Origin of the sequence: Lentzea sp. NPDC058450 (assembly GCF_042721395.1) — a bacterium.
In the GTDB taxonomy this organism is placed as follows: Bacteria; Actinomycetota; Actinomycetes; order Mycobacteriales; family Pseudonocardiaceae; genus Lentzea.
Genome location: NZ_JBHXLO010000004.1, coordinates 35,422 through 54,544 on the forward strand (window position 1 = coordinate 35,422; position 19,123 = coordinate 54,544).

A 19,123-nucleotide genomic window follows, 5' to 3' on the forward strand; every position below is an offset into this window, starting at 1 on the left:
GTTCAGCCCTTCACGGCGCCGGCGGCGATGTTGCGGATGAAGTGACGGGCCCCGATCAGGAACACGATCACCAGCGGCACGATCGCCACCAGCGTCCCTGCCATCACGACCGCGTAGTCCTGCAGGTACAGGCCGTTGAGCTGCGACAACGCGACCTGCAACGTCGTGTGGTTCGAGTCGATCAGCACGACCAGCGGCCACAGGTAGTCGTTCCACGCGTTGACGAACGTGAAGATCCCGAGGAACGCCAGCGCGGGCCGCAGCACCGGCAGCCCGACCGACAGGTAGGTGCGGAAGAAGCCCGCGCCGTCGACCCGCGCCGCCTCCAGGATCTCGTCGGAGATCGCGCCGCGCGCGTACTGCCGCATCCAGAAGATGCCGAACGCGTTGGCGGCGGCCGGGATGATCAGCGCGTTCAGACTGCCGACCAGGCCGAACTTCGCCATCAGGTCGAACTGAGGGATCGCCGCGAGCTGCGTCGGCACCACGAACGTCGCCAGCAGGATGCCGAAGAGGACGTTGCTGCCGGGGAAGTCGTACTTGGCGAACGTGAAGGCCGCCAACGAGTCGAAGAACAGCACCAGCAGAGTCGTCGCGATCGCCACGACCAGCGTGTTGAGCAACGACCCGAAGAAGTCGATCTTGGCGAACACCTCGCCGATGTTCTCGAGGAGGTGCCCGCCGAACCAGAACGTCGGCGGCGACGAGTAGATGTCCGCGGTGGTGTTCGAAGCCATCACCGCGAGCTGGTAGTAGGGGAACAACGTGATCAGCGCGCCGACCGCCATCGCGCCGTAGGTGAGGATCGTGCCTGGAGTGGTCCGGTTCACCGGTCGCCTCCGTTCGCGCGGGCCGGGCGCTGCACGAGCCGCCAGTTGAGGATCGAGAACAGCACGACGACCACGAAGATGCCCCACGCGATCGCGGCGCCGTAGCCGAAGTCGTTGTCCGCGAACGCGGTGTTGTAGAAGTAGAGGACCATCGTCATGCCCGCGCCCTCGGGGCCGCCGCGGTCGCCGAGCAGGATCTGCGACTCGGTGAAGATCTGCAGGCCGCCGATCGCCGACATCACCACGGAGAACAGCAACACCGGGCGCAGCAACGGAAGCGTGACGCGGAAGAACGTCTGCACGGGCCCGGCTCCGTCGAGCTTCGCGGCCTCGTAGACGTCCTGGGGCAACGCCTGGAGCCCGGCCAGCAGGATGATCGCGTTGTAGCCGGTCCACCGCCAGATGATCATCAACGAGATCGCGATCCGGATCGCCCACGGGTCGGTCAGCCACTGCACCGGGTCGACGCCGATCAGGCCCAGGAACCAGTTCAGGACACCGAACTCGCTGGAGAAGAACGAGCCGAACACCAGTGACATCGCCACGATCGACGTGACGTTGGGCAGGAAGTACGCCACCCGCAGGAAACCCTTGTGGCGCACCGAGGAGTTGAGCCCCAGCGCCACGAGCATCGACAGGATCAACATCGGGATCGTCGACATCACCCAGATGACCAGGGTGTTGCCGATGGCGTCCCAGAACGCGGTGTCGGTGAGCAGGAACTTGAAGTTCTCCAGCCCGACGAACTTCATCTCGCTGACGCCGTTCCAGCGCTGCAACGACAACCACAGCGAGTACACGACGGGGTAGACGCCGAAGATCGCGAACAGCACGAAGAACGGCGCGATCGCCAGGTACTGCGGCAGGTACTTCCACCTGCGGTTCGCGGCGACGGCGGTCATGCGAGCACCCCTTGCCGGCGCAGCAGCCGGTCGACAGCGGTCCGCGCGTCCTGCCACGCCTGCTCCGGGTCCTTGCCCGCGGACTCGACGTTGGTCAGCTCGTCGGTGTAGGTGTCGGAGATCGTGATGTCCCAGGGGGAGAAGTAGACGGGCTCGACCTTCTCCGCGATCTCGCCGAACACCTGGATCGAGGACTGCCCGCCGAAGAACTCCTCCGGCGCCAGCACCGACGGGTCCGAGTAGACCGCCGGGCTGGACGGGAACAGGCCCAGTTCGAGGTAGGCCGCCGCCTGGTTCTCCGGCGACATCAGCCACTTCACGATCTCGTACGCGCCCTGCGGATCGGGGCAGTACCTCGTGATCGCGAGGAACGAGCCGCCCTGGTTGCCGGGACCGCCGGGCGCCTGGCAGACGTGCCACTGGCCGGACGTGCTCGGCGCGGACTGCTTGAGGTTGCCGGTGATCCAGGAGGCGTTGACGAACGCGACCTCCTTGCCGTTGGTCCAGGCCGCACGCCGGTCCACGCCCTCGCCGGTGGCCGACCCCGCGTAGCCCGCGGTGAGCCCCATCCGGAACGCCTTGACCGCGCGGTCCCACGCCCGCCGCACCTGCGACTGGTCCTCCAGGTACCGGTTCTGCCGGTCGAGGTACTTCTGCTTCTCCTGGGCGAGCGAGTACGTGAACACCATCTTCGTGTCGGTGATCAGATACCGGCCGGGCAGCTTGTCCTTGACCCGCAGGGCGAACTCGAAGTAGTCGTCCCAGGTGGACAGTGCGGCGGCGACCGCGGCCGGCTCGGTCGGCAGGCCCGCCTCGCCGAACAGGTCGTGCCGGTAGTAGAGCGCGGCCGGTCCGGTGTCGATCGGGAAGCCGAGCTGGAAGCCGTCGGGGCTGCGGCCCGCCTGCCACTTCCACGGCAGGTAGTTCGGCTCGTCCTGCTTCGCGCCGAGCGCGTTGAGGTCGGCGAACCGGTCCGTGGCGCTGAAGTAGGTGGAGATGCCGTCGCCGAGCATCGTGATGTCCGGCAGGTAGGCCTCACCGGACAGGGCGGCGAGCAGCCGCCGGTTCAGTTCGCCGCTCACCTTGGACGGGGTGAGGTGCTGCGCGGGGAAGCGCTGCACGGCCTGGCCGAGCACCTTCTCCGACACGCCGTTCGTCGAGTACCAGAGCGTGATCTTGCCCGGGTTGGCGGTGGTCGGGCTGGTGCACGCGGTGGTGCCCAGCGCGGTTGCGCCGAGTGCCGCCGCGCCGGCCAGGAACCTGCGTCGAGTCAACGTCATCGGGGACCCTCCGGAGAGCCCGTGAACGCTCCCGTGAACGTTCACGGATGGCGCGAAGCATGAGCCGGTCGAGTGAGCCTGTCAACCCTCAGGCAGATTCGCGCACCAAGAGAACGGCGCTGACCTGGAGTTCTTCCGAAGGCAACGGCGGTTCGCCCGCGACCAGGCGGCCGGCCTGCTCTATCGCGAGGGTGCCGATCCGGCGGGTGTCGAGGGCGACGCTCGTGAGCGCCGGATCGACGACCGTGCCGAGCTGCAGGCCGTCGAACCCGATCACCGCCAGGTCCTTCGGGACGGCCTTGCCGAGCCTGCGGGCGGCCTTGAGCGCGCCCATCGCGATCACGTCGTTGTAGGTGAAGACCGCGGTGAGGTCGGGGTGCTCGTCCAGCAGCCGGCGCAACGCCTCGGCGCCGCCGTCGACCGACTGCACGGCGTTGCCCACGACGGGCGCGTGCAGGCCGTGCCCGGTCATGGCGGCCTCGAACCAGTCGCGGCGCAGGCTCGGGTCGGCGCGGCCCGCGTGGTCGAGCATGCCGATCCGGCGGTGACCCGCGGCGACGAGGTGGTCGATGGCCGCGTGCACGCCCTGTTCGCCGTCGATGCGGATCGAGCTGAATCGCGGTTCGTGGTGGTCGCGGCCGATCAGCACGGCGGGCATGCCGCCGAGGTGCCGGTCCAGTTCGGACTCGGGCAGGCTGAAGTAGCCGACCACGGCGTCCACCTGGGACGCGACGACCTCCAGCGTGCCGCGTTCCTCGGCGATGCTGTCGGCGGTGTCGTAGACGATCACGTGCCAGCCGTGCGAGCGCGCGGCTTCGAGCGCGCCGGCCGCGACCTCGGTGAAGAACGGGTTGAGCAGGTCGGGGATGACCAGGCCGATCGTGGTGCTGTCCTGCCGGACCAGGCCGCGGGCGAACCGGCTCGGCCGGTAGCCGAGCTCCTTGGCCGCGTCGAGGACCCGCTGCTTCGTGCCCGCGTCGATCTCGCCCTTGTCGTTGAGCGCCCGCGACACCGTCTGCCGCGAGACCCCGGCGACCCGCGCGACGTCGTTGATCGTGACGCGCTTGCTCATGATCACCTCTCGTCCGACTGCGACCGAGTATGCAGGGCGTCGAGCACCGCGGTGATCGCGGCGCGCGAGTCGCGGCGGATGGCGGCGGTGATCCGCCGCGTCACCGGTAGCTCCTTCGTGACCACGTTGAACCGCCGGTCCACGGCCAGCGCGGGCAGCACCGCGACCGCCAGACCGGCCTCGACGTGCTGGAGCGTGAGCATGTAGTTGCTGAACCGGCCGGCGATCCTGGGCTCGAACCCCGCCTGCCGGCAGAGCCTGGTCGCGAGGTTCGCCATGTAGGAGCCGGGGATGTCGAACGCCCACGGCTCGTCCTTGCACGCGGCCAGGTCGTTCTTGGGCTGTCCCGGCGGGGAGACGAGCACGATCGGGTCCTCGCCGAGCGGCACGACGTCGATGTCCTTCGGCACCGGCAGCTCGACGAAGTCGGTGGTCGTGATGATCACGTCCACCTCTCCCGCCAGCAGCGCGGGCATGCTGGCGTGCGGTTCCAGCTCCAGGATCTCGACATCGAGGTGCGGGTGGTCGAGCCGGCCGAGCGCGGGGACGACGAGCGTGTGGATCGAGCTCTGGAACGCGCCGAGCCGGATCAGGCCCGACGGTTCCTGGCTGAGGCCGCGCAGCTCGGCCTCGACCGCGTCCATCTGGTCGAGGATCGAGCGCGCCCTCCTGGCGAGGATCAGCCCGGCCGAGGTGAGCCGGACGCGCCGCCCGGTCCGTTCGAGCAGCTGCGTGCGCGTCTCGCTCTCCAGCACCGCGAGCTGCTGGGACACGCTCGACGCGCTCAGGTTCGCGGCCTGGGCCACGGCCCGCACGGTGCCCAGCGCGTCGAGCTGGCTGAGCAGGCGCAGGCGCCACGGGTTGAGCGTCATGCTGTGCAGTATTTCCGAACAGCGAGCGTGGGATTGTGAGATGGACCTGTTGCTCGGTTGCTTTTAGCGTTTTGAGCCATGGACACCTTCTGGGACGACGTCGACCGCCACCTCGTCCGCTACGGCGGAACGTTCACGCGCGAGATCATCGACAGCGCGTCGGGAAGTCACCTGTTCACCGAGGACGGCCGCCGCGTCCTCGACTTCACGTCCGGGCAGATGAGCGCGATCCTCGGCCACTCGCACCCGCGCATCGTGGAGACCGTCCAACGCCAGATCGCGAACCTCGACCACCTGTTCAGCGGCATGCTCAGCCGCCCGGTCGTGGACCTGGCCCGGAGGCTGGCGGGCACGCTGCCCCCGTCGTTGTCCAAGGTGCAGCTGCTGACCACGGGCGCCGAGTCCAACGAGGCCGCGCTGAGGATGGCCAAGCTCGTCACCGGCAAGCACGAGGTGGTCGCCTTCGCGCGGTCCTGGCACGGCATGACCGCCGCCGCGGCCGCCGCCACCTACAGCGCGGGCCGCAAGGGCTACGGCCCCGCCACCCCCGGCAACTTCGCGATCCCCGCGCCGTCCGGAGACTGGCAGGCGCAGCTCGACCTGGCGTTCGACCTGATCGACGCCCAGTCCGTCGGCTCCCTGGCCGCCTGCATCGTCGAGCCGATCCTCAGCTCTGGCGGCATCTTGGAACCGCCGCTGGGCTACTTCGCCGCGTTGCAGCAGAAGTGTCGTGAGCGCGGCATGCTGCTGATCTTCGACGAGGCGCAGACCGGCCTGTGCCGCACCGGCACCTGGTACGCGTTCGAACGCGACGGCGTCGTCCCGGACATCCTGACGTTGTCGAAGACGCTGGGCGCCGGGTTGCCGCTGGCGGCCGTGATCACGTCCGACGAGATCGAGGCGGAGGCGCACGCCCGGGGCTATCTCTTCTTCACCACGCACGTGTCGGACCCGTTGGTCGCCGCCGTCGGCAACACGGTGCTGGACGTGCTCGAAGAGGAACGGCTGGACGAGCGGGCGGCGAAGCTCGGGGCGTTCCTGCGGTCCGGTTTGGACGACATCGCCTCGCGGCACTCGCTGGTGTCGGACGTGCGCGGGCGCGGGTTGCTGGTGGGGCTGGAGATCGCGGACGAGTCGCTGAGCGCCCCGATCACGCAGAAGTGCCTGGAGCTGGGGCTGCACATGAACATCGTGCAGATCCCCGGGATGGGCGGGGTGTTCCGGATCGCTCCGCCGCTGACGGCGACCGAGGACGAGCTGGGGGAGGGCATCGCGGTCCTCGACCAGGCGATCGCGGCCGCCTGACCTGTGGTTCTGGCCATCTGGCCACCTCCTCGGCCGGTCAGCCGAGGCAGGTGGCCGGTGATCCTCCTACGATCGACCGCGTGGGGGAATCGCGTCGCGGCCTGCTGGTCGTCTTCACCGTCGTGCTGTGCGTCGAGATCTTCGTCGTCACCGGGCGGATCATCGGCTTCGACCGGGCGATCCACCTGAGCAACACCCGCGGCATCGGGGTCGGCGACACGTCGCTCACCCACCCGCTGGTCGTGATCGTCGAGGTGGCCGCGATGCTGGTCCTCGTGTTCGCCCACGCGTGGCGGTCACGGGCGTCGGTCGCCGTGCCGTCGATCCTCGTGTTGCTGGCCGTCGTCGAACACTCCGCGTTCTACCGCCCGCACCCGGCGTTGAACCGCTCGGACGCCCTTCAGCTCGTGCTGTTCCTGACCCTCGTCATGGTCGGCGCCGGCCTGCTGTTGCGTCTGCGGGAACGGTCGCGGGCGGCGCTGGCCCTCGCCGCGGAGGACCAGGCTCGCCGCGACGAGCGCCTCGACATGGCCCGGGAACTGCACGACGTGGTGGCGCACCACGTCACCGGCATGCTGGTGCAGGCGCAGGCCGCTCTCGTGGTGGCGGCACAGGACAAGGACAAGGCGTGCGCGATGCTGCCGGGCATCGTCGAGGGTGGCACGGACGCGTTGGGGGCGATGAGCGCGATGGTGAGAACGTTGCGGGACAACGGAACCGCGACGGCGACCACCGACCTGACGGCCGACCTGCACCAGCTCGCGGAGAAGTCCGGGCTGCCGGTGCGCACCCACGTCGAGCTGGCCGAGGTGCGGCCGGAGCTGGGTCGGTCGGTGCTGCGGATCGTGCAGGAGGCGCTGACCAACGTCCGCAAGCACGCCTTCGACGCGACGAGCGTGGAGGTGGAGGTGCGGTCGACCGCCGACGCCGTGCTGCTGTCCGTTGTGGACAACGGCAGGACGCGACCGGCGCACTCGGGCGGGTTCGGGCTGGTGGGTATGCGGGAACGGGTGAGTGAACTGGGCGGGCGGTTCTTCGCGGGCGCCACGGGGGACGGCTGGCTCGTCACCGCCGAGCTGCCGCTGGAGGTGCGCGCGTGATCTCCGTGCTCATCGCCGAGGACCAGGACATGGTGCGCGCCGGGTTCCGGCTGATCCTGGAGGCGCAGCCGGACATCGGCGTCGTTGCGGACGTGCCGGACGGGGTGAGCGCGGTGCAGCAGGCCCGCGCGCTGGAGCCGGACGTGTGCCTGGTGGACGTGCGGATGCCCGGGCTGGACGGCCTGGAGGTCACCCGGCAGCTCGCCCCGCACACCCGCGTCGTCGTCGTGACGACGTTCGACAGCGACGACGTGCTGAACAAGGCCCTGGACCTCGGTGCGTGCGGGTTCCTCACGAAGGACGCGAGCCCCGGGCTGCTGGTCGAGGCGGTCAGGTCGGCGGCGCGCGGGGACGTCCTGGTCTCGCCCCAGGTCGTGCTGCGGGTGCTGCGCAGGTCCACGCCGCCGGTCGCCTCCGCCGACGCCCAGGTGCTGACCGAACGCGAGCTGGAGGTCGTGCGGCACGTCGCGAAAGGATTGAGCAACAACGAGATCGCGCCTCTGATGAAGGTCTCGGTGTCGTCGGTGAAGGCCTATCTCGCGTCGGTGCAGACCAAGGTCGGTGCGCGCAACCGCGTGGAGATCGTCGCGTGGGCGTTCCGCGCGCACGTGGTGGCCGGCTGACCATGGCCGTCCGGCCAGTCCCCTCGCGTCCGGTTGCCCGAACGGCCATGATCTTGGTGCTGTCCGGCCGATCTGGCGCCGCGGCTCGTCCCGGCAGTGTTCGGAGGTGTGAAGAACCTCTGGGGCGCAACAGTTCTCGGCCTGCTCGTCTGGGTGCTCGTGCGCAGCTTCGGCACCGGCGTGATCGACCTCCGCGTCTACCTCGCGGGCGGCGAGGCGTGGCTCGGCGGCACCAGCCTGTACACCGCTGACTTCCACGCCTACAAGGGTTTGCCGTTCACCTACCCGCCGTTCTCGGCGACGCTGTTCAGCGCCCTGACGCCGTTGCCGCTGGCCGTGGCGGCACTGCTGTTCTCGGTGCTGGGCATCGGGTTGTTCACGGTGGCCGCACGGGTGTGGGCGGGGTTCGGTCTGATCGCGGTGTTCCTGGTGCTCGAACCGATGCGCACCACGCTCGACCTGGGACAGATCAACCTGGTGCTGCTCGGTCTCGTGGCGCTGGACTGCCTGCTGCCGCGCACCTTCTGGCCGCGGGGGATGCTCGTCGGGCTGGCCGCGGCGATCAAGCTGACCCCGGCGATCTTCGTGCTGTTCTTCCTGTGCCGGGGGCGGTGGCGGCCGGCCCTGACCGCCGTGGCGACGTTCGGGGCGTGCGCCGTGCTCGCGCCCGGCCAGGCGAGGCAGTTCTGGCTGCACGCGATGCTCGACCCCGAACGCGTCGGCGGCCTCGCCTACACGTCGAACCAGTCGGTGCGCGGCTTGCTGGTCCGGATCGGCGCGCCGGAGTTCGCGTGGTTCGTCGCGGTGGCGGCGGTGCTGGCGTTGACGCTCGTGGTGCTGCCCCGGTTGCGGGACGACCTGACGGCCCTCGTGGCGACGGCGGCGGCGGGTCTGCTGATCTCGCCGGTGTCGTGGTCGCACCACTGGGTGTGGATCGCGCCCGCGTTGATGTTGTTGCGCGGCAGGGTGAGGATCTTGGTGGCCGCGGTGTTCGCCGTCGGACCGCACTGGCTGTTGCCGTCGGCGGGGGACAAGGAACTGGCGTGGACGTGGTGGCAGCACGTCGTCGGCAACACCTACGTGTGGCTCGCGCTCGCGTTCCTGGTCTGGTGCGCGGTGCGGCCGGGCGCGCTCACCCGGCCGCGTTCGCTCGATCAGGCGCTGAGTGCGCGGGAGTCCTCGATCGCCGCCCGCCGCGCGAGCCGGTGGGCCCGCCGGATCTCGGCCTCGCCGAAGCGCCGCCGGTCCTCGTCCGTCACCGGCACCACCGGGGGCACACCTCGCGGCGTGCCGAGTTCGTCGACGGCCACCAGCACGATGTAGGCCGACGCCACGTGCACCGCCGGGACCGTGCTGTCCCAGCGGTCGGCGAGCGCCCGGACCCCGATCTCCATCGAGGTCGCGCCCGCCCAGTTGACCTGGGCGTGCAGGTGCAGCACGTCACCGACGCGCACCGGCACCCGGAACGTCATCTCGTCGATCGCCACGGTGACCGCGGCACCCTCGGAGTGGCGGGCCGACACCACCCCGGCCAGCGAGTCGGCGAGTTTCATCAGCACCCCGCCGTGGACGGTGCCCATCAGGTTGGTGTCGTTGTTGTCCATGATCTGCGACAGCGTCAGCCGCGACTCGGCGGGTGACCTTCCGGGCAGCACTGGGTGAATCACAAGCTCTCTCCTCGCGAGCGTGCGGATGGAACGCCGGCGGCAGGTCTTCGGACTCGTGGGCGTACCGCTCGCTCCTACCGGCCACCGCTTCCCAGGCTGGTGCCACGTCAGTCAGCCTTCGCCGCGTCTTCGGCGCTCAGCAGGTCACCTCGCGGCACCGGCCCCACACCCCGGTACAACCAGTACAGGGGTGTGGGGCCGGTACCCCGATGCGACCGTCTGAACACCGAAGACGGGGCAAAGGCTGACTGCCGCGGCACCACCCAGTGCTTCCTGGCAGCTTTCGTTCCCACTCACCGCTGCGGGGCAGTCCCGGACTCACACCGGGTTCCCTCTTGCCTCGCTCCCGTTGCCGGGGAGCGAACCGTCAGCCCGGTCAGCCTAACCCGCACGCGCGAACGGGGGCCCCGGCGCGTGGCCGGGACCCCCGTTCGCGCAGGTCACTAGCGGGCGAACTGGAACCAGTTCACGTTCGCCAGGTCACCGCCCGTGCCGCCGGCCGCCACCAGGTACAGCCGGTGCACGCCGGTCGCACCCGACGCGGCGGCCGTGCGGCTCGTCCACGTCTGCCAGCCGCCCGTGCTCGCCGCGGGCACCGTCGCGACCACCGGGCCGGTCGGGCTGTCGAGGCGGAACTGCAGCGTGCCGTTCGCCGTGGAGCCCGACGCGAGGCGCGTGGTCACCGACGTCGGCGGCGTGGCACCGAAGTCGACGTCCGCGTAGGCCACGTAGTCGCCCGGCGTCAGGTAGCCGACGTTCTGGCCGCAGCCCGAGTCGGTGCACCGCTCGACCTGCGTGCCGCGCTGCTCGTCGTAGTACGAGGCGCCGATGATGTTGTAGGCGTTCTGCGTGGCCGGGAACTGCGTGCCGAAGCCGTACGGGAACAGCGGTGCCTTGCCGTCGCCGACGTTGATCGGCTGCTGCGAGGCGCTCTGCATCCACGTGAACGGCAGCGTGCCGGTCGGCTTGTAGTCGCCGAAGAGCACGTCCGCGACGCCGTTGCCCTCGGTGCCGGGCAGCCAGGCCGCGACGAGCGCGGTCCACTGCGGCAGCTGCGCCGCGATGTCCAGCGGGCGGCCGGACACGAGCACCACGACGACCGGGACACCGGTGGCGCGCAACGTGTTCAGCGTCGCGATGTCCTCGGCGTCGAGGCCCAGGCCGCCGGGCCGGTCGCCCGCGCCCTCGGTGTACGGGGTCTCACCGATGACGGCGATCGCGGCGTTGTACGTGCCGTCGATGCCGGTGCCGTTGCGGTTGTACGTCACCGTCGTGGACGTCGACACGGCGCCGCGGATGCCTTGCAGCACAGTGGTTCCCGGCGTCACCGCGCCGCTGCCGCCCTGCCACGAGATCGTCCAGCCGCCGCTCTGGTAGCCGATGTTGTCCGCGCTCTTGCCCGCCACGAAGATCTTCGACGCGGTCTTGGACAACGGCAGCACGCCGTTCTGGTTCTTCAGCAGCACCTGCGACTTGCGCACGGCCTCACGGGCCAGGGCGCGGTGCGCGGCGTTGCCGACGGTCGGCGTGTAGGTGCGGTCGGTCAGCGGCTTCTCGAACAGGCCGAGCTCGAACTTCTTGGTGAGGATGCGGCGGTTGGCGTCGTCGATGCGCGACATCGGCACGCGGCCCGCCTGCACCTCCTGCTTGAGGTAGGTGATGAACTGCCGCCACTCGGTCGGCACCATGATCATGTCGAGGCCGGCGTTGATCGAGTCGCGCACCTCGGCCGCGGTGAAGCCGGGCTGGCCGTCGATCTGGTCGATGGCGTTCCAGTCCGAGACGACGAGGCCGCTGAAGCCGAGCTCGTTCTTCAGCACGTCGGTGATCAGGTACTTGTGGCCGTGCAGCTTCGTGCCGTTCCAGCTGCTGTAGGTGATCATCACCGAGCCGACGCCCTTGGCGATGGCGTCGCGGAACGGCGGCAGGTGTGTCGCCCGCAGCTCGGCCTCGCTGACCTGCGTGTTGCCCTGGTCGGTGCCGTTGGTCGTGCCGCCGTCGCCGATGTAGTGCTTGGCCGTCGCGAGCACCGAACCGGGGTCGGACAGCTTCGAGCCCTGCAGACCGGTGATCATCGTGGTCATCGCGGTGGCGTCCTGCGGCGTCTCACCGAACGACTCGTAGGTGCGGCCCCAGCGGTCGTTGCGCGCGACGCACAGGCACGGCGCGAAGTCCCAGTCGATGCCGGTGCCCGACACCTCCTCGGCGGTCGCGCGGCCGATCCGCTGCACCAGACCGGGGTCGCGGGTCGCGCCCAGGCCGATGTTGTGCGGGAAGATCGTGGCGCCGACGACGTTGTTGTGCCCGTGCACGGCGTCCACGCCGTAGATCATCGGGATGCCCAGCGGGGTGGCGATCGCCGCGCGCTGGAAGTTGTCGTACATGTTGGCCCACGACGTGGCGTTGTTCGGCGACGGCGCGGAACCGCCACCGGACAGCAACGACCCGAGCCGGAAGTTCGTCAGGTCGGCGTTGCTGACCGCGTTCCGCTCGGCCTGCGTCATCTGCCCGACCTTCTCGTCGAGCGACATGCGGCCCAGCAGGTCGGCCACCCGAGCCGGGATCGGCTGCGTCGGGTCCTTGTAGATCGGGTCGGCCGCGGCGGCCGTACCGGTGGGGATGACGGCGGCACTGAGCAGAAGTGCGGCCGCGAGGAACTTTCTCACAGGGCAGACCTCCGAGGGACGAGGTCCTGTTTACCTTGCGGCACAACAGGGTTGTGCCGGAGCGTAACGTGCGTTAACCAAGTGGTATAGACCATCGGGGAACCGGAACCAGTACCGGTTCCCCGGCTGGTCCTACCGGCACCAGGACCGCACCGTCTCCGCGAACTCGGGGAACTCGGCCTTGGCGGCCGCCAGCACCTCGGCGGGCGTGCGCGGCGCGATCCCGGAGTGCTCCTCCGCCACGGCACGCAGTTCGGCGTTCTCCACCCCGCTGTCGGACCCGAACTCGACGGCCTCCTGCGGCCCCACCCCGCCCGCGAGCAGCCACAGGAACTCGCCCAGGCTCGTCGCGACCGGCCCGACCTCACCCTCCGACCCGAAGAACACCACGGGCTGCGCCGTCAACGGCCCCTCGCGCACCAGCCAGAGCGTGGCGAGCCCACCCGTCCCGTCCTGCCCGAAGACCCGGAACGCGTCCCCGTCCAGCTCCTTGTTGCCGGTCCACGACCGGATCCAGTCCGTCGTCTCCTCGGCCGAGTCGAACTCCTGGTACGGCTCGTAGTCCATGTTGCCCGGCGAGGGCTCGTCGGCCTTCTCGTCGTACTCCCACGGGAAGTCGATGCCGCTGAGAGCGGCCAGCGCGGCGGGGAAGGCGCGGTCGTCAGTGATCTGCACCCGCGCACGCTACTTCAACAGATCGCGCGGCCACGGCGTCTTGGTGCAGGAGAGGAGTCAGCCATGCCTATGCCCAGGTGGTGGGGCCACATCAACAAGCGCGTGTTCAACCCGCACGCGCTCAGGAGCGGCAAGTGGGCGGTGCTCACCCACGTCGGCCGCAGCTCGGGGATGCTCTACCGCACCCCGATGGAGGCCCATCCGGTCGACGGCGGCTACCTCGTCGTCCTCGTGTACGGGTCCAAGTCCGACTGGGTGCGCAACGTGATGGCGGCGGGCCGTGCGAAGCTCACCGTGGGCGGCCAGGACGTCGAGGTGACGGCGCCGCGCGTGGTGACCGAGGCGGAGGCGTTCGAGGCGCTGGCCCCTGACGTGAAGCGCCCGCCGAAGTCGCTGCGCATCAAGGAGTTCCTCCGGATGGACGTCCTCTAGTCGGTGTGCTCGGTGGCGAGCTTGCCCAGGGCCAGCCGGTTCGTCAGGCCCGTCTTGGTCAGCAGGCTCGACACGTGCTTCTCCACCGTGCGGCGGGAGAGGTGCAGCTGCGCCGCGATCTCGTTGTTCGCGAGCCGCGCGCCGAGCAGCCGCAGCACCTCGTACTCCCGCACGGTCACGCCCGCGAGCCGCAGCTCGTCGGGCACCTCGTCGACGCCGGAGCGGCGTTGCGTGACGCGGACGCCCATCAGCCGCAGCTGGGCCCGGCAGGCGCCCGCGACGGCCGGGATGCCGGCGTCGTGGAAGTGGTGTTCGGCGGCGCGCAGCCACGTCTCGGGGTCGCCCCAGCCGTCGCGGGCCGCCGCCTCGCTGACGAGCCGCAGGCCGAGGTGGCGGGCCATCGGGTAGAGCAGGCCCACGTCGCCGCTCTCGGCCACCTGGGCGGCGGCCAGGTCGTGGTCGCCCGCCGCGCCGGCCAGGACGGCGGAGGCGAGGAGGGCGAAGTGGTGGTCCCAGCGCAGGCCCGCGGCCGGGTCGGCGACCACGGTGTCGTACTCGGCCATGGTGAGGTCGCCGTCGACGGCGCGCAGCAGCAGCGACAGGCCCAGGCGGCCGGTCAGGTGGTAGGTGGTCGGGGTGGCGCGTTCGGCCTCCAACGCCGCCGCGAGGTCCGCGCGGGCTCTCGGCCGGTCCTCTTCCAGCAGCGAGCAGAAGGTCGCCGCCAGGCCGTGCAGGCGGGCGGTGTGCTGTTCGCCGCCCGGTTCGGAGAGCACGGACCAGGCTTCGGTCAACGTTGTCCGGTCGCCTCGGTGGCCCGCGAGCACGGCGCGCAGCACGGCCATGAACTGGCCGATCTCCTGGAGCCCCAGGCGTTTCGCGGCCGACGAGACGTCCTCGACGACGAGGGAGGCGGCGGCGAAGTCGGCGCGCAGGACCAGCTGCAGGCCGATGTTGACCTCGGACTGGTAGCGGGCGATCACCGCGCCGATCCGGGACGCCAGGTCGCGGGCCTGTTCGAGGCGGCCCACGTCGCCGGAGCGCAGGGCGTCGTCGAGGCCCAGGCGCACCAGGGCGTGGATCTCCCAGATCGGCAGGTCGTGGGCGATCGCGAACGCGCGGCTGCGTTCCAGGTACGCGGTGGCGCGGGCCGGGTCGCGGCGGCGGGTGAGCGCGCCGAGCAGTTGCCACGCCTGGCAGGCGACGACCGGGAGCGGCACGCGTTCGGCGACGGTGGCGGCGCGCAGGGCGATCTCCTCGGCGCGTTCGAGGCCGCCGGGTTCGGCGCGGTCGAGCTCCAGGTGGGCCGCCACGACGTCGACGGGCGCGCAGTCCTCGGGGGCCGCGTCGCCGAGCAGGGCGCGGGCGATCTCGACCTGGGCCAGGCCGTCGGACGTGCGGCCCGCGAGGTTCGCCGCCCACGCGAGCTGGGTGTGCAGGCGGGCGCGGTGCGGGCGGTCGAGGCCCGAGCTGTCGAAGCTCATCGCCAGCGCCCGGTCGACCTGGCCCGCCTCGGTGAGCGCCAGCAGTTGGGCCTCCAACGCCTCGAAGCGCTGCACCGGGTCCTCGACGAGTTCCAGCGACCTGTCGAGCAGGGTGACGGCCGACTGCGCGGCGCCCTGGGCGAGCGCCCGCCGTCCGGCCTCGGCGTAGAGCGATCCCGCCGCCGCGGTCTGGCCCGCCGCCTCGCGGAGCGTCGCGCAGAGGTGGCACCAGTCGCCGGGCACGCCGGGGTAGCGCTTCTCGACGGCGTCGGCGGCACGGGTGGCCAGCGACGCCTGGACGTCCTCGGGGATCAGGGTCAGCACGGCGTCGGCGACCAGCGCGTGCGTGAAGAGGTACCAGTCCGGCGTGTGGTCGTCGGGGCCGATCAGGTGCGCGACGGGCTCGCTCTGCAGGTACCGCAGGAGGGTTCGGTAGTCGAGTCCGGTGACCTCGCGGACGACCGTCAGCGGGAACCGCAGGCCGATCACGGCCGCGACCGACACGAACTCGCGCGCCTGGTCGTTCAGGCGTCCGAAGCGGCCCGCGACGCTGTGCACCAACGCGGACGGCGGCACCCCGGCGTCGCCCATGCTCCACACGTCACCGGTGCGCACGAGGTGTCCGTCCGAGACGATCTCGTCGAGCAGTTCCTCGACGAACAACGGCAACCCGCCGCTGCCCGCCCACAGCAGGTCCAGCGCGGGCGCGGGAACGGTGCCTTCGAGACACGCGCCGGCGAGCGCGGAGACCTGCTCGTGTCTCAGGCGGCGCAGTTCGATGAGGGTGGCCGAGTCGCGTTTGCTGGTGGCGCGGGCGAACTCCAGCGCCGCGCTGTCGTCGTCGCGCATCGTCGCGAGCAGCAACGTCGGCTGGTGCGAGATGTTGTCGATGACGTATTCGAGCACTGCCAACGTGTCCGGGTCGGCGTACTGCAGGTCGTCGATGACGACGGCGCAACCACCGTTGCGCCCCACCAGTTCGGTCAGTCGCAGCACACCCTCGGCGAGCACGATGAGCGAGCTGCCGGACGGGTCGTCGGCCGCGGTGCCCCAGTCGGGGTTGAGGCGGGCGAGTGCGGGGCGGTAGGGGCCCAAGGCGTCGATGTCGACGGTGGTGCCCAGGCGTTGCAGCGACAGCAACGCCTCGCTCAGACAGCGGAACGGGATCGTGCGGCTCATGGCGCTGCCGCGGCCGCGCATGATGCTCATCCCGCTCTGGTAGGCGAGGTCGGTCGCCGCGGAGGCGAGCCGGGACTTGCCGATCCCGGCTTCACCGGTCAGGAATACGACCTGACCCCTCCCCGTAGCGACTTTCGCCAACGTCGTCCTGATCAGTCCCAGTTCATGGTCACGACCGACGACGACTGGTGCACGCAATGCCACGTGCACATGCAATCACGTCACGCCACAAAAGGGTGACACACGGTCAGAAATCGGGCGTCAGTTTTCCGGCCGGCAACACGTGGAACCGTTTCCACCGCCGGTGACGGACACGACCGAGTCGAGCACGACGTCGGCGTTGGCCGGGGCCGCGGAAACGCTGGGAGCTGCGGCGATGACGCCCGCGGAGAGAACGACGCCGGTCAGCGCGGCGATCCGCATACCGATCTTCTTGGTGGTGGCGCGAACCGAGGCGGACTGGTCGTGGGTCTCCGGCAATCTCATTGCTTCTCCTGTTGGTGAGTAACGGTTTCCAGCTCTCCCCGGTGGATCCGGGGAAGATCAGTTCCCTGCTTCGAAGAGCAGGACGGACGGCGTGCGCTCCGGGAAACCCAGGCGCAGCAGGCCGATTCCGAGTCCGGCGAGTCCGGTGAGGAGTCCCGGTGTCGGCACGCGGTCGGGGGTGACGCAGCGGGGGCCGTCGCGCCGCAACGTCGCGAGCACCTCACCCGTACGGCGGTGCCTGCGTGCGGCGGACCAGCCGCTGACCGACACGTCCGCATGGCCGAGTTCCCCGTGGCACAAGGACAAGTCGTCGTCCGTCCATTTGGAAGCATCGTGCTGGCACCACTGGACCGGACCGGCGGGTCCGTCCGGGTAGCGCTCGGCCAGCTCACGTGCGTCGGAGCAGCCGATTTCCGCGTCCAGCGCGCGCATCGCCGCCGCCAGGCCGTGTTCCGGTTCGAACTCCGCCGCGGCACTTGCCAACCGAACGGTCGTGCGGGCCCACCGCGCGATCTCGTCGTCGCCCAGGAGTGTGGCGATCCTGGCGAGTCCGTAACCGATTCCGGCGAAGCCCGTGAGGCCACCGGAACCGACCGCGGCGATCATGTCGTCGTTGCCCTTGAGGCCCGCGAGGAGGTCGGGGACCGCGTTGAGCGCGCGGCGGGCGACGTCGGTGTAGCGGGTGACCTCGCTGATCTGCCCGAGTTGCGCGAGGAACAGCGCGACGCCGGTGTAGCCGTGTGCGAGCCCCGCGCCCATCGGGAGCACGAGCCAGCGGGTGTCGCCGACGGGTTCGAGGCCGATCCAGTTGACGCGTTCGGTGCCGTAGCTGGTGGTCACGATCCGGTCGGCGACGGCGCACGCCGCGGACAGCACCTCGTCGGTGCCGACGGCGTGCGGCTGCACCTGTCCGGGACCGGTTCCGGTGACCGCGATGCGGCGGGTGGCGAGCGACGCGGCGATGACCCACTCCTGGTCGTCGCGGTCGAACTCGTCGAACCCGGCGAGGCAGGCGAGCGCGTCCTCCAGGCCGGACGTGGCGAGCACGTCGTCGAGGCTTCCGTTCGCCGCGTGCAGGTCGTGGCCGTCGGCCCTGGTCGTGAAGAGCGGGACGTCACCGGCGTCGAGCTCCGCGGCTTCGAGCTCGGCCAGTCCGGGGAGCGTGGTGGTCGCGCACGCCGTGGTGAAGGCCTGGTGCCGGATTTTCGGCTGGCGCAGGAACTCCGGGGCGCGGGCGGCGGCCAGCAGGTCCGCGTACTGGGCCGTCGGCCGCGGCACGATCCGCACCGGCACCGACGCGCAGCCGGCCAGCAGTGCGGCGAACTCCGCGCTGTGGAAGGAGATCGCGTCGTAGGTCTGGCGGAACCCGGTCGTGATCGCGTCGGCGTGGTCGGCGGCCTCGACCGGCTCACCCTGCCAGGTGGGACGGTTGGTCGCCCCGGTCGTGATCTCCGGGCGCTGGGCGGCGCGCATGCGGTCGGTGCCGGTGTCGAGCCATTCCGTTGTGGTGCCGGAGGTCTCCTGGCCCGCGTCACCGCCGGCGCCGGAGATGTCGACCAGTCCGTGGCGCCCGGCCATCGCGGGCAGCAGACCTGTGCGGGCGACCGAACGGCCGAGCGCGACGACGGCGGGATCGGGCCGTTCACCCGGCAGCTGGGCCTGGAAGAGGGTCTCCACGTCGATCAGCAACGGCTGGTCGGCGCGGGTGATCACGTTCTGGTGGTGCATGTCGGTGGCGCGCACCAGGTGCAGCACGGCGAGCAGGCCGCCGAGGCGCAGGAAGTACGCGGAGGCGTCGGGGGTGGGCAGCGGCGCGGGCTCGACGTGCTCGGTCCAGCCGTAGCCGTCGGACGGCACCGCCTTCACCGTCGCGAGGCCGAGGTCGACGAGGTCGTTGACCAGTTCGACGACGTGGGCGAGGGCGAGGTGCGCGTCCACACCGCGCGGCTTGTAGACGATCCGCTGGCCGTCCTTGAGCTCCGCCACCGTGGTGGAACGCCCACCGCGGTGCCGGTCGCCGCCGGGGTGGGCGGCGGTGAGCGGGGACTTGGTGTTGAGCAGCGTGCCGGTGAGGCGGTCCTGGTCCTCGGCGTAGCGGGTGGCGAGCTCGGTGATGACCTCGACGGCGGCGTCGCGTTCGCGGTCCAGGTCGTTCGTGAGCACGGGGTAGCCGGCCAGGTGGTCCCGCTGGAGGAAGTCCTGGAACCGCGTGTGCTCGTCCGCGCCCTTGAGGTCCGTCGCCGTGGCGAGTTCGTGCACGAGGACGGGCGTGGCGATGCGGGCGAGCCTCGTGGTGAGGCGTTCGGCGCTGGCGGCGGTGAGGGCGTTCGCGTCGACGGCGTGCTCGGGCAGCGAGGCCAGGTTGGCGTGCAGGCGGGCGCTCGCCGCGCTCACCCACGGGGCCACGACGTGCGCGAACACGTCCGTGGGAGCGGGTGTGGCGCGGCAGGCGATCTCCATGAGACGAAGCGTGCCAGGGCGCTACCGGCGGGTCATGGGTGTAGAACACCACCATTGCCCCGCGCCTACGTACAGGCCACTACGCATCCTCAC

15 protein-coding genes, 2 pseudogenes and 1 riboswitch are annotated in these 19,123 nt (G+C 70.6%); of the genes and pseudogenes, 5 read left to right on the forward strand and 12 right to left on the reverse strand.

The genetic code is table 11. The features are described from left to right. Positions 1–2: 2 nt before the first annotated feature. The 5 genes from ACFWNN_RS08315 to ACFWNN_RS08335 form a co-directional block, all read right to left on the reverse strand. Positions 3–830, reverse strand: coding sequence for a carbohydrate ABC transporter permease (locus ACFWNN_RS08315; protein WP_382439203.1), 828 nt, complete (start codon positions 828–830; stop codon positions 3–5). Further along, positions 827–1,732: a carbohydrate ABC transporter permease gene (locus tag ACFWNN_RS08320; RefSeq protein WP_382439204.1), complete on the reverse strand. Its 906-nt coding sequence runs from the start codon at positions 1,730–1,732 to the stop codon at positions 827–829. Before ACFWNN_RS08320 ends, ACFWNN_RS08315 begins: the two co-directional genes overlap by 4 nt. Next, positions 1,729–3,012: an extracellular solute-binding protein gene (locus tag ACFWNN_RS08325; protein WP_382439205.1), complete on the reverse strand. Its 1,284-nt coding sequence runs from the start codon at positions 3,010–3,012 to the stop codon at positions 1,729–1,731. Before ACFWNN_RS08325 ends, ACFWNN_RS08320 begins: the two co-directional genes overlap by 4 nt. An 88-nt stretch (positions 3,013–3,100) precedes the next feature. Then, the gene (locus tag ACFWNN_RS08330) at positions 3,101–4,084 is read right to left on the reverse strand and encodes a LacI family DNA-binding transcriptional regulator (RefSeq protein ID WP_382439206.1); all 984 of its coding nucleotides are present in this window, start codon (positions 4,082–4,084) and stop codon (positions 3,101–3,103) included. Between the two features lie 2 nt (positions 4,085–4,086). Beyond that, positions 4,087–4,956: a LysR family transcriptional regulator gene (locus tag ACFWNN_RS08335; RefSeq protein ID WP_382439207.1), complete on the reverse strand. Its 870-nt coding sequence runs from the start codon at positions 4,954–4,956 to the stop codon at positions 4,087–4,089. A gap of 78 nt (positions 4,957–5,034) precedes the next feature. Here ACFWNN_RS08335 and ACFWNN_RS08340 point away from each other — a divergent pair, with 78 nt between their 5' ends. The 4 genes and pseudogenes from ACFWNN_RS08340 to ACFWNN_RS08355 all read left to right on the forward strand — a co-directional run. Continuing rightward, complete coding sequence (locus ACFWNN_RS08340) at positions 5,035–6,261, forward strand: aspartate aminotransferase family protein (protein WP_382439208.1); 1,227 nt, start codon at positions 5,035–5,037, stop codon at positions 6,259–6,261. 80 nt (positions 6,262–6,341) lie between these two features. Beyond that, entirely contained in the window at positions 6,342–7,361 is a 1,020-nt protein-coding gene (locus tag ACFWNN_RS08345; RefSeq protein WP_382439209.1) for a sensor histidine kinase, read from the forward strand. Continuing rightward, positions 7,358–7,984, forward strand: coding sequence for a response regulator (locus tag ACFWNN_RS08350; protein WP_382439210.1), 627 nt, complete (start codon positions 7,358–7,360; stop codon positions 7,982–7,984). Before ACFWNN_RS08345 ends, ACFWNN_RS08350 begins: the two co-directional genes overlap by 4 nt. A 180-nt stretch (positions 7,985–8,164) precedes the next feature. Next, positions 8,165–8,878, forward strand: a pseudogene (locus ACFWNN_RS08355) (glycosyltransferase 87 family protein); the annotation flags it as partial. A gap of 260 nt (positions 8,879–9,138) precedes the next feature. Here ACFWNN_RS08355 and ACFWNN_RS08360 read toward each other — a convergent pair. From ACFWNN_RS08360 to ACFWNN_RS08375, 4 genes and pseudogenes are all read right to left on the reverse strand, one after another. After that, positions 9,139–9,651 carry an acyl-CoA thioesterase gene (locus ACFWNN_RS08360; protein WP_382439211.1) on the reverse strand — a complete coding sequence of 171 codons (513 nt, stop codon included), beginning with the start codon at positions 9,649–9,651 and terminating at the stop codon, positions 9,139–9,141. Between the two features lie 20 nt (positions 9,652–9,671). Further along, a riboswitch (cobalamin riboswitch) is annotated at positions 9,672–10,035 on the reverse strand. Between the two features lie 59 nt (positions 10,036–10,094). Further along, on the reverse strand, positions 10,095–10,484 hold the full coding sequence (locus ACFWNN_RS08365) for a carbohydrate-binding protein (RefSeq protein WP_382439490.1): 390 nt from the start codon (positions 10,482–10,484) through the stop codon (positions 10,095–10,097). Positions 10,485–10,508: 24 nt separating this feature from the next. Then, positions 10,509–12,317, reverse strand: a pseudogene (locus ACFWNN_RS08370) (glycoside hydrolase family 3 protein); the annotation flags it as partial. Positions 12,318–12,449: 132 nt separating this feature from the next. Next, positions 12,450–12,992, reverse strand: a complete 543-nt coding sequence (locus ACFWNN_RS08375) for an SMI1/KNR4 family protein (RefSeq protein ID WP_382439212.1) — start codon at positions 12,990–12,992, stop codon at positions 12,450–12,452. A 63-nt stretch (positions 12,993–13,055) separates the two neighbouring features. Here ACFWNN_RS08375 and ACFWNN_RS08380 point away from each other — a divergent pair, with 63 nt between their 5' ends. Then, positions 13,056–13,424: a nitroreductase family deazaflavin-dependent oxidoreductase gene (locus tag ACFWNN_RS08380; RefSeq protein ID WP_382439213.1), complete on the forward strand. Its 369-nt coding sequence runs from the start codon at positions 13,056–13,058 to the stop codon at positions 13,422–13,424. Here the strand turns inward: ACFWNN_RS08380 and ACFWNN_RS08385 are convergent. The 3 genes from ACFWNN_RS08385 to ACFWNN_RS08395 are packed head-to-tail and all read right to left on the reverse strand — an operon-like array spanning position 13,421 to position 19,030. Then, the gene (locus tag ACFWNN_RS08385; RefSeq protein ID WP_382439214.1) at positions 13,421–16,294 is read right to left on the reverse strand and encodes an ATP-binding protein; all 2,874 of its coding nucleotides are present in this window, start codon (positions 16,292–16,294) and stop codon (positions 13,421–13,423) included. The two genes, ACFWNN_RS08380 and ACFWNN_RS08385, sit on opposite strands and share 4 nt — an antisense overlap. A gap of 51 nt (positions 16,295–16,345) precedes the next feature. Beyond that, positions 16,346–16,570: a hypothetical protein gene (locus ACFWNN_RS08390; protein ID WP_382439215.1), complete on the reverse strand. Its 225-nt coding sequence runs from the start codon at positions 16,568–16,570 to the stop codon at positions 16,346–16,348. 57 nt (positions 16,571–16,627) lie between these two features. Then, positions 16,628–19,030, reverse strand: coding sequence for a type 2 lanthipeptide synthetase LanM family protein (locus tag ACFWNN_RS08395; protein WP_382439216.1), 2,403 nt, complete (start codon positions 19,028–19,030; stop codon positions 16,628–16,630). Positions 19,031–19,123 lie beyond the last annotated feature (93 nt).

Coding starts and splice junctions, on each gene's coding strand:
- ACFWNN_RS08335 (WP_382439207.1), bottom strand. CDS start 4,956: ATGACGCTCAACCCGTGGCGCCTGCGCCTGCTCAGCCAGCTCGACGCG.
- ACFWNN_RS08330 (WP_382439206.1), bottom strand. CDS start 4,084: ATGAGCAAGCGCGTCACGATCAACGACGTCGCGCGGGTCGCCGGGGTC.
- ACFWNN_RS08395 (WP_382439216.1), bottom strand. CDS start 19,030: ATGGAGATCGCCTGCCGCGCCACACCCGCTCCCACGGACGTGTTCGCG.
- ACFWNN_RS08380 (WP_382439213.1), top strand. CDS start 13,056: ATGCCTATGCCCAGGTGGTGGGGCCACATCAACAAGCGCGTGTTCAAC.
- ACFWNN_RS08390 (WP_382439215.1), bottom strand. CDS start 16,570: ATGAGATTGCCGGAGACCCACGACCAGTCCGCCTCGGTTCGCGCCACC.
- ACFWNN_RS08320 (WP_382439204.1), bottom strand. CDS start 1,732: ATGACCGCCGTCGCCGCGAACCGCAGGTGGAAGTACCTGCCGCAGTAC.
- ACFWNN_RS08340 (WP_382439208.1), top strand. CDS start 5,035: ATGGACACCTTCTGGGACGACGTCGACCGCCACCTCGTCCGCTACGGC.
- ACFWNN_RS08325 (WP_382439205.1), bottom strand. CDS start 3,012: ATGACGTTGACTCGACGCAGGTTCCTGGCCGGCGCGGCGGCACTCGGC.